Origin of the sequence: Ruminococcus sp. (assembly GCF_019417665.1) — a bacterium.
Lineage (GTDB): Bacteria > Bacillota > Clostridia > Oscillospirales > Ruminococcaceae > Ruminococcus_C.
On the sequence record NZ_DXUU01000032.1, the window covers coordinates 20972 to 34759 of the forward strand.

At 45.2% G+C, this 13788-nt stretch carries 17 protein-coding genes; all 17 read left to right on the forward strand.

Going from position 1 to position 13788, the window contains the following annotated elements; genetic code table 11:
• The first annotated feature begins 15 nt into the window (after positions 1 to 15).
• Positions 16 to 1494, forward strand: a complete 1479-nt coding sequence (locus QZ375_RS09220; RefSeq protein WP_295218209.1) for a phage portal protein — start codon at positions 16 to 18, stop codon at positions 1492 to 1494.
• Complete coding sequence (locus QZ375_RS09225; RefSeq protein WP_295218211.1) at positions 1460 to 3169, forward strand: phage minor head protein; 1710 nt, start codon at positions 1460 to 1462, stop codon at positions 3167 to 3169. Before QZ375_RS09220 ends, QZ375_RS09225 begins: the two co-directional genes overlap by 35 nt.
• Complete coding sequence (locus QZ375_RS09230) at positions 3159 to 3320, forward strand: hypothetical protein (RefSeq protein WP_295218214.1); 162 nt, start codon at positions 3159 to 3161, stop codon at positions 3318 to 3320. Before QZ375_RS09225 ends, QZ375_RS09230 begins: the two co-directional genes overlap by 11 nt.
• A gap of 84 nt (positions 3321 to 3404) precedes the next feature.
• Entirely contained in the window at positions 3405 to 3539 is a 135-nt protein-coding gene (locus tag QZ375_RS09235; protein ID WP_295218217.1) for a hypothetical protein, read from the forward strand.
• A gap of 53 nt (positions 3540 to 3592) precedes the next feature.
• Complete coding sequence (locus tag QZ375_RS09240; RefSeq protein WP_295218219.1) at positions 3593 to 3853, forward strand: hypothetical protein; 261 nt, start codon at positions 3593 to 3595, stop codon at positions 3851 to 3853.
• A gap of 165 nt (positions 3854 to 4018) precedes the next feature.
• On the forward strand, positions 4019 to 4369 hold the full coding sequence (locus QZ375_RS09245) for an ABC transporter ATPase (protein WP_295218221.1): 351 nt from the start codon (positions 4019 to 4021) through the stop codon (positions 4367 to 4369).
• Between the two features lie 81 nt (positions 4370 to 4450).
• A complete protein-coding gene (locus QZ375_RS09250; protein ID WP_295218223.1) occupies positions 4451 to 5032 on the forward strand; it encodes a phage scaffolding protein in 582 nt (193 codons plus the stop codon).
• A 3-nt stretch (positions 5033 to 5035) separates the two neighbouring features.
• Complete coding sequence (locus QZ375_RS09255; RefSeq protein ID WP_295218226.1) at positions 5036 to 6004, forward strand: N4-gp56 family major capsid protein; 969 nt, start codon at positions 5036 to 5038, stop codon at positions 6002 to 6004.
• A 24-nt stretch (positions 6005 to 6028) separates the two neighbouring features.
• Positions 6029 to 6550 (forward strand): hypothetical protein, encoded by a 522-nt coding sequence (locus QZ375_RS09260; protein ID WP_295218228.1) that lies wholly within the window; start codon positions 6029 to 6031, stop codon positions 6548 to 6550.
• Positions 6551 to 6553: 3 nt separating this feature from the next.
• The gene (locus tag QZ375_RS09265) at positions 6554 to 6907 is read left to right on the forward strand and encodes a hypothetical protein (protein ID WP_295218231.1); all 354 of its coding nucleotides are present in this window, start codon (positions 6554 to 6556) and stop codon (positions 6905 to 6907) included.
• Positions 6904 to 7365 (forward strand): HK97 gp10 family phage protein, encoded by a 462-nt coding sequence (locus QZ375_RS09270; RefSeq protein WP_295218233.1) that lies wholly within the window; start codon positions 6904 to 6906, stop codon positions 7363 to 7365. The genes QZ375_RS09265 and QZ375_RS09270 overlap by 4 nt, the downstream gene beginning before the upstream one ends.
• Positions 7362 to 7745: a hypothetical protein gene (locus QZ375_RS09275; protein WP_295218235.1), complete on the forward strand. Its 384-nt coding sequence runs from the start codon at positions 7362 to 7364 to the stop codon at positions 7743 to 7745. Before QZ375_RS09270 ends, QZ375_RS09275 begins: the two co-directional genes overlap by 4 nt.
• Positions 7746 to 7766: 21 nt before the next feature.
• A complete protein-coding gene (locus tag QZ375_RS09280) occupies positions 7767 to 8387 on the forward strand; it encodes a hypothetical protein (protein WP_295218237.1) in 621 nt (206 codons plus the stop codon).
• A 3-nt stretch (positions 8388 to 8390) separates the two neighbouring features.
• Positions 8391 to 8801, forward strand: a complete 411-nt coding sequence (locus QZ375_RS09285; protein ID WP_295218239.1) for a hypothetical protein — start codon at positions 8391 to 8393, stop codon at positions 8799 to 8801.
• A 404-nt stretch (positions 8802 to 9205) separates the two neighbouring features.
• Positions 9206 to 11614 carry a hypothetical protein gene (locus QZ375_RS09290; RefSeq protein WP_295218241.1) on the forward strand — a complete coding sequence of 803 codons (2409 nt, stop codon included), beginning with the start codon at positions 9206 to 9208 and terminating at the stop codon, positions 11612 to 11614.
• Positions 11611 to 12354: a hypothetical protein gene (locus QZ375_RS09295; protein ID WP_295218244.1), complete on the forward strand. Its 744-nt coding sequence runs from the start codon at positions 11611 to 11613 to the stop codon at positions 12352 to 12354. The genes QZ375_RS09290 and QZ375_RS09295 overlap by 4 nt, the downstream gene beginning before the upstream one ends.
• Before the next feature lie 2 nt (positions 12355 to 12356).
• Positions 12357 to 13788: phage tail protein (locus tag QZ375_RS09300; protein WP_295218246.1), on the forward strand; the 1432-nt coding region annotated here is incomplete at its 3' end.

Genomic DNA, 13788 nt, shown 5'->3' on the forward strand with positions numbered 1-13788 from the left:
GGGGGGGTGAAACTTATGCTATCTACTGGTGAGATCCAGTCCATTCTATCATCATCCGACATGGACAATCGAAAGATTCAGGCACGTGTTGGGTGCAGATATTATCATGCCGATCATGATATTAAAAATTATCGTCTGTTTTATTATGACGCTAACGGAGAATTGCAGGAGGATAAAACACGCAGCAACATCAAGATACCGCATCCATTTTTTGCGGAGCTTGCTGACCAGGAGGTGCAGTATCTTCTCAGCCGTAAAGATAGGATTGTTACAGCGGAGGATCAAGAGCTGCAAAAAGAACTGGATATCTATTTCAACGAAAATGATAGATTCCGTGCAGAGCTGGCTGATACATGCACAGATGCTGTCGTATGCGGATGGGGATGGATGTATGCATATCTTGGTGATAATGGCAGACTCGCATTTCAGTGTGCTGATCCGCTCTGTACCATAGAGGCGGACGGCAGGTACACATCTGACCATAAGGATTATATGATTTACCAATATATCCAGCGGACAGATATGGAAGGGCACAAAGTGAAAAAGGTGCTTGTCATGGATGATACGCAATCGTGGCGTTATACACAGATTGACAGTGGGGGACTGGAATTGGATAAAAGCGAGCCATCAGCCCCGAACCCATGCCCACATGTGTTATATAAAAAAAGCAACAGCGATGATACATACTGGGAGGGACTTGGCTTTTTGCCGTGGTTTCGATTGGACAATAACCGGGATCAGGTATCCGGGCTTGCACCAATTAAGGCACTGATTGATGATTATGATCTGATGTCATGCGGATTATCCAATAATTTGCAGGATGCGTCGGAGTATCTTGTTGTAGTATCCGGTTTTGATGGAGACAGCATCGGGGAACTGGTGCAAAATATCAAAACAAAGAAATATATTGGCACATCTGTGGGTGGCGGTGTTGATATGAAAACCGTATCTGTCCCATATGAGGCTAGAAAAGTCAAGCTTGAACTGGACAAGGAAAACATCTACCAGTTTGGGATGGGATTTGATTCCACACAGGTCGGTGATGGCAATATCACAAATGTAGTGATACGTTCTCGGTATGCCCTGCTGGATATCAAATGCAATAAACTTGAAACGAATCTGCGCCAGATGATGGGCGGTATTTTGGACGTAGTACTGGAACAGATCAATCGGGAGCATGGTACAGCATATAATCGGTCGGATGTAAAAATGGACTTTACTCGTGAATGCATCACAAACGAATCAGACAATGCCGCAATGGAAAAGACAAATGCAGAAACAGTACAGGTGCGTGTAAACTCGCTTCTTTCTGCTGCTTCACAGATCGGCGTAGAATCCGTTCTGACGGAGCTTTGCAAAATACTGGAACTGAATGAGGAGGAAGTGAGAGGATCGATAGAAAAGGCTCATGATGGAGGGCTCGAGGCACTAATACAGACGGTGCAGGAAGTGAATGTAGATGACGGAGCAGCAGAGACAAGCAGCACTGTATGACTTACAACAGGAAAAGCGTATTATGCGACAGTTGGAGCGGTCATATAAGCATGCGCTGAAACAGGTCAACGAGCGTATACATAATTTGGATGAGCGTACAGACGAAAAAAATAAACAGTCTATTGCTTATCAGAAACAGTTTCAGACTGCTGTGAAAAATCAGCTGGAGGATATTCTGAAAGCCTTGCACGCCGAAACATATGAAACCGTTGACGATTATATCCGAGAAAGCTATACAGATGGTATAGTGCAGACAATGTACCAGCTGCATGCGGATGGGATCCCTTTGGTCATGTCGATACCACAGGATAGGGCTGCGAAAGCGGTAAAACAAGATACAAAGCTTTCGAAGCCATTGTACGACTCCATTGGAGAGGATTTGCAGTCGCTGAAGCAACACATCACAGATGTGATATCAGCGGGATTTGCAGCCGGGACAAGCGTCAACGACATGGCACATCAGATTACCGCAAAGATGATCGGCGATTATGCTAGCATGAAGGGCGGGGCGCTTGGGAAAGCAAAGACTATCGCAAGAACAGAATCCAACCGTGTGGCAAATGCAGCGAGACTGGATGCGGCAACGGACGCAAAAGAAGCCGGCGCAGATATGGTAAAACAGTGGGACTCCACCATGGACAGAGCCACAAGACCACATCACGTGGAGCTGGATGGGCAAGTGCGAGAATTGGATGAACCGTTTGAAGTTGCCGGACACAAGGCAATGGTGCCGCATCAATTTGGGATTGCGTCAGAGGATGTCAATTGCAGATGTCGTGTCAATATTAGACCGAGATGGGCGGTTACATCAGATTTGGAAAATGATCGCATGAAAATGGATGGCGAAACCGGAAAGCTCGTAAAGATAGATAGTGATGAATACCGAGAATTCAAGGCATTGTATTTGAAAGAAGCAGAGAATCTGGAAAAGGATCCAGAGAATGTTACTGAGCTATCAAATGAGGGTGAGCCTTTTGACGGTAAGGCAGTTGAGGTTGACGTAAAAACACCGAAGGATAATGGTGGTACGGGTAAAACGTATCAGTCGGAGAAAATCAAGCACCTAAAAGGAAGTTATAGCGTCAAGTTTGAGAAGGTTAGTGGATCACCTGAGATTACGCCTCAGTTAGCAAAGGAGTTTTCTGACGAATACGATAGATTTCAAGAGAAGTTCAGGAAATTATCGAGCGTGCGAAGCGTTGAGGTGAAACCGTATGAAAATGATGGTATTTATGGCGATTACAATGATAACAGCGGAGTTATTTCCATTTATGGCGCAGGAGGAAAAGATGGAAAGACTATAATTTCAAAAGTGACATCTGATATGAAAAAGTCGGGGAAGTGGTCTACTTCTTCTCCGTACCACGCTTTTCGGCATGAACTTGGGCACGCATTGCAAAAACAGCTAAAAGAGTCTGTTCCTGATTACGAAAAAAGGCTGGATAAAATCAAAGAAATACGAAAATCTATTTTTGATAGCTTGACAGGTTTTTCTGGAAGTGATATAATTGAGATGAAGAAAAATGTTTTGTCGGTATATGGATTATGCGAGGAAGAAGAATTGGACGAATTTATTTCAGAATGCGTTGCAGAATGCTGTACTAAGAAGCCGAGAAAAACAGCCAGAAACGTAGTTAATATTTTGTTGAATGGGGTTGATGAAAATGCTGGTTGATTATCCATTGGAATGGGAAAAATATTTTTTAAGAGGAAAAGGCAGAGTATTTTCAAAAGATACTCCAAAGGATGTTGTGGAAAAAGCGAAAATGCAAAATGAGCTGATTTATAAGAGGACTGGAAAAATTTTTTTCAAATTTGAAGAATGAGAAGCGTACCATGCGGTGCGCTTTTCTTATGCCTGAAAGGAGTTGTCAATGACAAAAGATTAATATAACGAAGCGGAAAATATTATGTTTGACAAGCTAAAAGAAATGTCGGAACTGACAATTTCCGATTTTATGGATGATCCTTGCGGATACAATGGACTGTGCGCCGTAATGTGTGATATCTACAATGCGTTAACAGGAGAAGCATCCGAGAAATAAGCATCTCAACCGAGGTGCTATTTTTATACCCAGAATCAGAAAGGAAATTAATTATGGAAATGAAAACTATGGAACTGGCAGACACTATTGAGATGATGAACAGTAGCGATTATAAGGAGAGATTTAAGGCTGAGTATTATCAGCTTGTAATCCGCTTTAACAAGCTTAAAAGTATGCTTGAAAGATGGGATAGAGGAGAATTAAATTTTAACCCTACCTGTCCAAGAGGGATTTATAATTTTCAAGTCAAGGCAATGGCTGATTACATCGCATGCCTAGAAACTCGTGCAGCCATTGAAAATATTAAGCTTTAACAACGCCACTTGCCGGCACAAAAAAACACAATCACCCAGACCGTGGGGATAAGGGTATCATTTCAAATGACGCCCCTTGAAAACGGCGGAGGGATGGACAACGAAGGACGATAAGCCGAGGGCTGCGGCTGTTCTTAATTTTATTATTTTGAAAGGAAAAACATTATGAGAGAATTGAACACAATCCAGAAGAGAGAAAAGCTGAATCAAGTTTTTGCAGCTGACGAAAAAGGAAACGGTGGCGCACATCATGAGTATATCGTGATGTGTGGCGATGAACCCATTGAGATTGCCTTCCAGAATGGCGCAAGAAATCTTCCTGATAGCACTCACGGTATTCTTGATACCGATCTGCTAGAGATTGTTCGTGACCGACTCAAAGGCTTTCAGAGCGGCGAATTTGCATGCAGAGAGAATGCTTGTGCTCTGACACATATTGAGGAAGCACTTATGTGGATGAACCGCCGTGTCGAAGATCGCATTGAACGAAGCGTTCTCGGAACAAATCAGAAGTAAGCATTTCAAAAAATCATAAAAATCTGCATCTGAGCGATCAGGTGCATTTTTTATACCAAAATCACGAAAGGAGCAATCACAATGGCAGAAGAAACAAAACCGGCAGGTGCAGAACCGCAGAAAAACTGTCCAGACGGTAACACAGATCCAGCTGAAAAAACCTATACAGAAGCGGAATACAACGCTTTGCAGGAACAGTTGGAACAAACCAGGAACGATTTGAAGCAGGCACAGAAGCAGAACAAGGCAAATACAGGTGCACAAGCATCACAGCAGCAGGATCAGATACGCATTTCGCAGTTAGAAGCAGAACTGAAAAAGGTAAAACTGGATGCCGCAATTCAATTGGAACTGTTGAAATCCGGTGCGCTGGATACAGATTATCTTGCATTCAAGTTACAATCCGTGGATGGTCTTGCGCTTGACGAGCATGGAAAGCTTACTGGTTGGGAAAGCACCCTGGAATCCCTGAAAGCACAGTATCCGACTCAGTTCAGCCAACAGGAAAAGCGGCAGGTGATACCACAACCGCTGCCGAGAGCAGACGGCACTGTAAGTGTTACGCAAGAATCTTTTGACAAGATGACGTATAAGCAGCGGCTGGAACTGTACAAAGCAGATCCGGACGCTTACAACAGCCTGACAGGTAGAAAAGGAGAGTAAACTATGGCAAATCAGACAACAACTATCGCAGACCTGATCAATCCTCAGGTCATGGCGGATATGATTTCCGCAAAAATCGAAGCCAAAATCGTGGTAACGCCTTTTGCGAAAGTGGATACCACCTTACAAGGCGTACCCGGCGACACCGTAACCGTACCCCAGTACAGCTATATCGGCGATGCAGAAGATATCGCAGAGGGCGCAAACTGCGAAACGGTAAAGCTACAGACAAGCACCACCACTGTAAAGGTAAAGAAGGCGATGAAGGCGGTGGAGTTGACAGATGAAGCCGTGCTTTCCGGCTATGGGAACCCTGTGGCAGAAACCAACAATCAGCTTGCCGCTTCAATCGCAGCCAAGGTTGATGCAGATGCAATGGATGCACTGCAAGGCGCACAGCTTGCCTTCGATGGCTCTTCTGCTGCTATCAAATATACAGGAATCGTGGATGCTATCGACCTTTTTGACGAGGAGGTCAACACGGAAAAAGTAATCTTTGTGCATCCGAAGCAGGTAACTCAGCTGCGCAAGGATTCTGATTTCATCAGTGCGGACAAGTACACCTCAGGCGTGATGTTGACCGGCGAGATCGGCATGATCGCCAACTGCCGTGTAGTGCCGTCAAAGAAAGTGCCGCTGCATGATGCATGGTACAAGTTTGACAGCACATCCGGCACTGCGATCACTTCTGCAAATCTGGCAGACGTACAGAAGACGCTGCCAAGCGCAAAGATCGGCGATAAGGTAACAAAGGTAGAAACAGCGTGCTATTTCTGCCCAGTTGTAAAGCTGAACCAGGACAACGAAACAGAAGACGAGGCATCCGCTTTGACAGTATATCTAAAGCGTGATACAAACGTTGAGACAGAACGCCAGACTCTTTCCAGAAAGACGGATATCAGCGTTGACAAGTTCTATACCGTTGCACTTTCCAATACGTCAAAGGTAGTGCTTGCAAAATTCAAAAAGTAATGGCGGAGGTGATGCGGTATGCTTATGTCCGTCGAATACCTCCGTAAATTTGTAGATACAGAGGAAACGGATGCAATTCTGGAAGCACGCTTGGAGGCACTAGAAATTGCCATCCGGCAGGAAACGCACAACACTTTTACGGAGCGATTTTTCTCCCATGAAACGGCGATAAAAGACGGCGTGATGCTGTCGACCAACCGGCACATATCCGTCGGAGATACTGTCTTGATCTCCGGTATGCCATATGGAAACGGGATTTACACGGTGATGGAGGAAAGCAAGCTGAATCCTGATCCAGATGATACGGAATATGCTGTTTTGCATCGTGTAATATATCCGCCTGATGTGGTGATGGGGTGTGTGGACATCATGAAGTATAAGCTGAGCCGTGCCGCACAGCAAGCCGATGCAAAGGCTGGTATATCATCCGAAACTATCAGCCGACACAGTGTATCCTTTGCAGGAGAAGATGCCTTTAGCGGCGTTTTCGGCGTTCCTGAGCGGCTGGTAAAGTTTCTGGACAGATATCGGAAAGCGAGGTTCTGAGTCATGTACGGAATGATCGACGGGAATATTGAGGCGCAGCTGGTACAGGTAAAAAACACGGTGAACAGCATCGGAGAAGCGGAGCAGGCTCTTGAAACAGTTATGACGATATGGGGCTGGCTGGATATGTCCGGTGGTGATAGCCGATATACCACGTACAATGCCAAAACAGAGCAGTCTACACATATTTTTGTTGCGGACTATGTGCCAATACCGGAGGTGATCACACCGGAAAACTGCCGGCTAATCGCCAAAGGTAAGCAGTATGATGTGCTGCAAATTGACAATCCTATGGAAATGGGAGATGGTTCTCAGCTGGAAATATACCTGCGGTACACGGGAGGTGTGGCACAGTGAGCCTGGAAACCTATACAGTAAAAGCATGTGATCTGCTCGACAGTACGGTGCGACGATACCTGGAAGAGGTAGGAGCGGAGCTTGAATCTGCTGCTGCTTCTGATTCCCCAGTGGACAACGGACAGCTGAAAAATTCCTGGGATCATGTCGTTACTGAAAACGAAGTGACAGTAGGCAGCCCGCTGGAAAATGCTATCTGGAATGAATTTGGCACAGGTGTCCATGCCTCAAACGGAGATGGCAGAAAAACGCCGTGGTACATCCCTGTGGAAGGATATATTGGAAAGCGCAAGCCGACATATCAGGGTGAGGTCGTTGTCGTGAAAGGGAAAGACGGCACAGAGTTTTACAAGACAGACGGTAAAATGCCACGGCATACACTACAGCACGCATTTGATCAGACAAAGCCGCTGGCAGAAAATCGTATGGCGCAGCTGCTCAGGGAGAAGATGAAATGACAAAAGAACTATTGGAAGCGGTTGCAGGAAGAATGGCAGAATACGGTCTGCCTTATCAGTATGAGATTTACAGTACTGATGGGAAACTGCCGGATTTGTATTTCGTTGGACATTGCAGCAGCAGTCCAGTTACAACAGAAGATGGCAGGATGTCGGGCACATTTCTGCTGACGGGTATCGGGACAAGATGGAGCACGCTGGAGGATGCACACGCAAAAATTCGTGATGCATTTCCACGTGTTTCTGGTTTTTATCAAATCAAAAACGGCGTTTATGCCATTGCGATCCACTATCAAAGTGCACTTGCTGTGCCAATGGATGATGCAAAAATCAAGAAACTGCAAATCAATCTGAATTATCAGGAATGGAGTGTGATGTAAATGTACAGAGGTCAGCATGGAATGACATCAAAAACAATGGACAGGGTGTTGCTTGGTGCCGGCACAATCCACGTCGGTCTGGAACTGAAATCATCATCGTCGGGGAGTGACACATCGGCGTTTAATTTTGCCGAATCCCTTTTGTGTGCAACATCCGGCGGAAACAGCCTTGAAATCAAGAGCACACTATACGATGTGCCGATTGACGGCGTAGGCGTAAAGGTAAAGGGTGGAGTTGTTAAAACGGGGGAATCTGGGACCCTCACAGTGAATGCACTTGATCTTACACCTGAAATCCTAAGCAAGGCGTTGTTTATGTCAATGAGTAATACGCAGGCGTTAAGCGGATACAGCATCGGACATACAGGCAACGAGATCAAAGATGAACATTGGGCAAAAAATCTTGCCTATGTCGGCGAAACTGTAGAAAACAGAAAGCCTATTATCGTTATTTTTAATTACGCAATCTGTACAAGCGGCGCTAAGATCGATGGAAAAAGCTTTGAGGCATCTGTTTTGCCTCTTACTTTTGAGGCGTATCGTGGATATGCGGAAAACGACAGAATGACAAGTCTCGGAATCAGTATCTATTATCCAGAAATGATCGATACAGTTTCTGCGGCATCTTTGAGCGAGGTGTAATATATGATGCAAAAAGATATCAAAATGCGTGAACTGGCTGCGGATGATCTCGGTCTCCTTTTTGCTGCAATTTCTGCTGTTGGATCTGACGAAATCGCAGCTATGGCAGAGGATCCTGCCGTTGCAAGGGCAGTAACTGCTATTAGCAGCGACAGAACAATACGTGATGTAGGTGCACTGCTTGTGGTAAAAGTTGTTGCTATTATTCTGAAAAATTACAGTAAGTGTGAGCCAATTCTGAAACAGCTTCTCGCATCTCTGACAGGAAAATCAGAAGAGGAAATCGGCAAGACAAGTGCTGGTACATATGCCGCCATGCTGCGCACCATGTTCACATCTCAGGGGATGCGTGATTTTTTCATGGAGCTGCTGCCATCTGCGGCGGAAGAGGAATCGCAGGATTCCAAGAACTGATATTCCGACGATATGCAAACCCGATGCAGCTGCTCGGTATTGCACTGGAGCAGCATACATTTTGTGAAACTGTGTGCAAAATATATGAGGAGGAATCCCAGCAGCAATGTTGGGATTTTTTCTTGCACAAGGTGCACGGAAAGTCATTCCAGCAGTTCATGGATGAGTGTGCTCAAGAAAAACCACATGGCACAAGCGGCATACGCAAAGAGGACTGTGCAAAGCTGGCGGCGGCAAACGTGAAGAAATTTCAAAACATGACATTTGGGCAAGCGCAGAAATTTTGATAGGAGGTGTGAGACATCGAACTGTTTAAGTTATTCGGCACGATCGCCGTAAAAAACGAAGAAGCGAAAAAAGCGATTAAGGAAGCACAGAGCGATGCAGAAAATGCCGACAGCCGTATGACTAAGGCATTTAAAAAGATTGGAAAAGCATTTCAATCTGCATTTCGACACAGCAAAGAAATTGAAGAAACATCCGATGCGCTTGGTGATGCGGCAAAGGAAACGGATTCTTTTGGAGACAAATCAGAGTCGGCTTCTGTTGGCTTAAAAGAGCTGACTGAAAAAATCAAGCAACAGGAAAAGGAACTGAATGCCCTTGAAACAGAATATAAGGACCTTTGTCTGCGCCAGGGAGAAAGCGGGGATGAGGCGAAAAAAACAGCTGATAAAATAAAGACGCTTTCATCCGGGCTGGAATATAATAAAAGCATTCTGAAGTCTGTCGAAGATGCAACGGATGATCTGAAAAAGTCGGATGATAAGCTTGAAAAATCGGTTGACGAACTGGACGATTCTTCGGACAAGGCAAGCGATTCCGTCCGCACCCTTGGCGATGAAGCGAAAAATACGGATGGTAAATTTACTGTCATGAAAGGCGCCATTGCAGATCTGATCGCAAAAGGATTTACCAAGCTCATTGAACTTGCAGCAGAAGCTGGAAGAAAGCTGGTTGAATTCGGAAAAGACGCCGTAGAAGCCGCTGCGGCAGTATCTGCGGAAAATTCGTCCTTTGATCAGATTATGGGTGATTACGCTCAGAATGCGCAGAAGAAGTTGGATGCCGTGGCAAGTGCCACAGGCGTTGTCAACACACGCCTGACAGCAAGCATGACCTCTATGACGGCAAAATTCAAGGGGCTTGGTTTTGACGTGGAAGCAGCAACGACGCTTGCCGCAGATGGTCTTAGTCTTGCTTCGGATGCAGCTGCATTCTGGGATAAGTCTTTGGATGATTCTATGGGGGCACTGAATAGCTTCTTGAACGGATCCTATGAAGGCGGCGAAGCAATTGGTTTGTTTGCAAATGATACACAGATGGCAGCTTATGCTATAGAAAAAGGTGTTGTTGCAGATACCAAGGCATGGCAATCGTTGGATGAAGCTACAAAACAAGCAACCCGTTTGGAATACGCACAGAACATGATGACTGCATCCGGTGCGGTTGGACAAGCTGCAAAAGAATCAGACCAGTATGCAAATACGCAGGCGAATCTGACGGAAAAATGGCGGCAATTTAAAGCAGAAGTCGGCGAACCAATTTTACAGGAATTTGTCAATCCTGCAATGGAAAAATTGTCTGGATTGGTGGATAAGGCAAGTGAAAAATTTCAAGAAATCAGTCCGAAAATCGGTGAGTTCAAAGATAAACTAGGGGAGTGGTGGGATAAGGCACAGTCTGTCGCTTCATTTGTGTCAGAATCATTTCAGCCGGTGCTGGATGCATTGAAAGGCGCATGGGATGACTTGAAAGAAGCGGTCTCGCCATTAACAGAAAAGTTGTCTGCGTTCGTAGAGAGTGGTGGCGCTGCTAGTACGGCAATGTCATTATTTAGCGGTGCATGTGATGCAGTAGCAACGGCAATCGGTACGCTGTCTGCATTTATATCGCCTGTTATTTCAACAATCAGCAGCACAATTGCAGAGCATCTGCCAAAGTGGAAAGAGCATTTTCAAGAAATCGGGGAAAATTTAAACTGGTTAAAGCCGATTATTGCGGTGATTGGAACGGTATTTGCATACGTTGTGTCGTATGTTACTGGTATTCTAAACGGGTTTATCTCTGCACTTGATGGCATTTTTCAAGTGATTGAGGGTATATTCCAGTCCTTTGAAGGTGCGTTTGACATGATTGTCGGACTGCTCACAGGAGATATGGACAGAGCAACAGATGGTGCTCTGAATATGCAGAATGGCATGGTCAATATTTTTGGAGGATTATGGAATACCGTTTCTGGTTATCTCAGTGGTTTCCTGAATGGATTTAAGGATACATTTTCCGGTATTTACGAGGCTGTTTCAGAGAAATTCGGTGCGGTCAAAACATTTGTTAGTGGCGTTGTTGACTGGCTCAAAGGGATATTTGACTTTAATTGGAGCCTTCCAGAAATCAAATTGCCGCATTTTAGTATGACAGGAGAATTCAGCATTGATCCTCCGTCTGTCCCACATTTTGGAATTGAGTGGTATGCGAAAGGCGCAGTGCTGAACCAGCCTACAATCTTTGGACTGAACCCTGATACTGGGGCAGCTATGATTGGCGGTGAAGCAGGTGCAGAGGCAGTCGCACCAATCAGTACACTGCAAAGCTACGTCAGAAGCGCAGTACAGGAGGAAAATGGCGGTATGAAAGATATGCTGTATGCGATCCTGTCGCTTTTGTCGGAACTACTGCCGCAGATCCTCACAGTGTCCGGTCACGAGATCACAATGGACAAAAAGACGGTTGCGAAACTACTTGCCCCCGAAATGAACCGTGAGCTTGGTACATTACAGACGAGATCGAAAAGAGGTGTCTCTACAATATGAAAGGTGTAAGCTTTGATGGAATGCACTCTTATAATGTGTTCGGAATGATCCTGAATTCATATGAGATAGGAGAAGCAGAACCCAATTATATGACTGTAAGCATTCCAGGCGCAGACGGTGTGCTGGACTATACAGAGTATTTCGGAGACATCACCTATAAAAACAGGGATCTAAAATTTGAATTCACATTTATGTGCAGCCGAATGGAGTTGAATAGTGCATATGCTGTTCTTCAGGCGAAGCTTCACGGCAGGAAAATGAAAGTGATTCTGGATGATGATAAAAATCATTACTATAGTGGTCGTGTATCTGTTGGTGCTCTGCTGCCAGACGGACAGCTTGGAACGGTAACAATCACAGCAAATTGTGAGCCATATAATTATGCGCTGGAAAGTAAGACAAGCTCTGTTGCCGGCTATACAAATCCGGGTCAAAGCGTGACCGGGAATATTGAAGATGCTTTTCGAGCAATCTTTATGACAATCCATAATAACGGGACATCGCCGGTTTCACCGATGCTCTATGCGGAAAACCAGTATTATCTTTATCGTGTGATTTCCAGAAACGAAAGCGGCGTTAAATATGATGGGTTGAACAATGACGAATTGGTAGGGACGGGCTGGCAGGACATGATACCGGATTTTGTGGTGGAAGGCGGAGAATCGTCAGAATTTGCTTTTGTGAGATCTGAACCAGGAGAATTGAAGGTTCAGGCAAAATGGCTAGAAAGGGGATTGTGATCATGTACAAAACCGAAATTGATGGATCTCTGCTTTTCCAGACGGGTCTTGCTAACGGGATACAGTACTGTGAAGATCCCATGCTGAATCTATCTGTCAATGCTGTGGACAGTTTTGAATTTACAGTATATCCGCAGAACCGTATCTATGAGAAGATCGGATGCATGAAGTCTCTAGTAAAGATCTGGCAGGATGAAAAGCTGTTGTACTACGGCAGGATTACAGGGTATTCTGAATCCATGTATGGCGCAAGATTATTTTACAGCGAGGGCGCACTTGCCTGGTTGAACGACGAACCCGTCCCGGTGTATTCTATTTCCAGCATGACACCAGAGCAGGCGTTGCGGAAGTATATTGAAATGTATAATACGGCTGTAAAAGACAAATCTCATTGTTTCCGTGTTGGAACAGTAACTGTGGAAAAGGTAACAGAAAGCGGAAATGTCGGGACGATCCATCGTTCCAGCACACAGCGGCCATCGTATTGGAGTGAGATTAACGAAAAATTGATTAAACCTCTAGGGGGATTCCTGCGTATTACATACACAGCAGAGCCAGACTGCGCCGGTATCATTGACTGGCTTGCAGAACCGAATGAGATGTGTGACCAAGAGATACGATATACCAAGAATCTCATGAACTGTGAAAAAGAGGTTGACGGAACAGAGATTATTACTGCGGTAGTGCCTTTAGGCAGGAAAACAGGGGCACAAAATGATGGGAACGATGTGCGGGACAATATCACGAAACAGGATGATAATGCAGCAACATCTATTATTGCATCGTTTGTCAGTGCGGATCTTGTAAAATCTGGCGATATGATTTATAGCAAGTCCGGCGTAGAACAATACGGATTTATCAGAAAAACGGTTGTATGGGATGATGAAGATCATGCATCTCTCCTGCACACTGCTGCACAGTGGCTTCTTGGGTATCAAAGTGCATTGCATTCCATCGATGTGGAAGCAATCGACATTGCTGATGTGCAGGCTGATATTTCGCATTTTAAAATTGGCACAAATGTCAAAGTATATCTGCCAGGAGAAACCGTGCCAACGATAATGCCTATCACTACCATTGAGATACCGATGTCGGATCCTTCCAGCAGCAGGATTCAGGTGGGAATTCGGGCAAGTGGAATTACAGAAGGGGCAAGCTCTGGCACATCTGGAGGTATTGCGAATTCTGGAAACAGTATGCCGTCATCTGGGATAAAATATGAGTTGAAGAAATTCGGCTCTACTATCTCCCTAAAAGGATCGGACGGCAGCGAGAGCACGGTTGCAGACAGCGATACGGTGTACACCCACCCCACACATACACCGCACAGCAAGGGTTTTTATAAGTTTGCAAATGATGGTCAGGGGCATGTGTCCGACGCTGAGAAAGTGACAAAAAAGGATATCACTGATCTTGGGATACCTGGACAGGATA

What these genes read in the sequence shown, in the direction of transcription:
- QZ375_RS09245 (WP_295218221.1), top strand. Translation starts at nt 4,019, where the DNA reads ATGAGAGAATTGAACACAATCCAGAAGAGAGAAAAGCTGAATCAAGTT.
- QZ375_RS09240 (WP_295218219.1), top strand. Translation starts at nt 3,593, where the DNA reads ATGGAAATGAAAACTATGGAACTGGCAGACACTATTGAGATGATGAAC.
- QZ375_RS09230 (WP_295218214.1), top strand. Translation starts at nt 3,159, where the DNA reads ATGCTGGTTGATTATCCATTGGAATGGGAAAAATATTTTTTAAGAGGA.
- QZ375_RS09290 (WP_295218241.1), top strand. Translation starts at nt 9,206, where the DNA reads ATGACTAAGGCATTTAAAAAGATTGGAAAAGCATTTCAATCTGCATTT.
- QZ375_RS09275 (WP_295218235.1), top strand. Translation starts at nt 7,362, where the DNA reads ATGACAAAAGAACTATTGGAAGCGGTTGCAGGAAGAATGGCAGAATAC.
- QZ375_RS09280 (WP_295218237.1), top strand. Translation starts at nt 7,767, where the DNA reads ATGACATCAAAAACAATGGACAGGGTGTTGCTTGGTGCCGGCACAATC.
- QZ375_RS09225 (WP_295218211.1), top strand. Translation starts at nt 1,460, where the DNA reads ATGACGGAGCAGCAGAGACAAGCAGCACTGTATGACTTACAACAGGAA.
- QZ375_RS09235 (WP_295218217.1), top strand. Translation starts at nt 3,405, where the DNA reads ATGTTTGACAAGCTAAAAGAAATGTCGGAACTGACAATTTCCGATTTT.
- QZ375_RS09250 (WP_295218223.1), top strand. Translation starts at nt 4,451, where the DNA reads ATGGCAGAAGAAACAAAACCGGCAGGTGCAGAACCGCAGAAAAACTGT.
- QZ375_RS09295 (WP_295218244.1), top strand. Translation starts at nt 11,611, where the DNA reads ATGAAAGGTGTAAGCTTTGATGGAATGCACTCTTATAATGTGTTCGGA.
- QZ375_RS09285 (WP_295218239.1), top strand. Translation starts at nt 8,391, where the DNA reads ATGATGCAAAAAGATATCAAAATGCGTGAACTGGCTGCGGATGATCTC.
- QZ375_RS09260 (WP_295218228.1), top strand. Translation starts at nt 6,029, where the DNA reads ATGTCCGTCGAATACCTCCGTAAATTTGTAGATACAGAGGAAACGGAT.
- QZ375_RS09265 (WP_295218231.1), top strand. Translation starts at nt 6,554, where the DNA reads ATGTACGGAATGATCGACGGGAATATTGAGGCGCAGCTGGTACAGGTA.
- QZ375_RS09255 (WP_295218226.1), top strand. Translation starts at nt 5,036, where the DNA reads ATGGCAAATCAGACAACAACTATCGCAGACCTGATCAATCCTCAGGTC.
- QZ375_RS09220 (WP_295218209.1), top strand. Translation starts at nt 16, where the DNA reads ATGCTATCTACTGGTGAGATCCAGTCCATTCTATCATCATCCGACATG.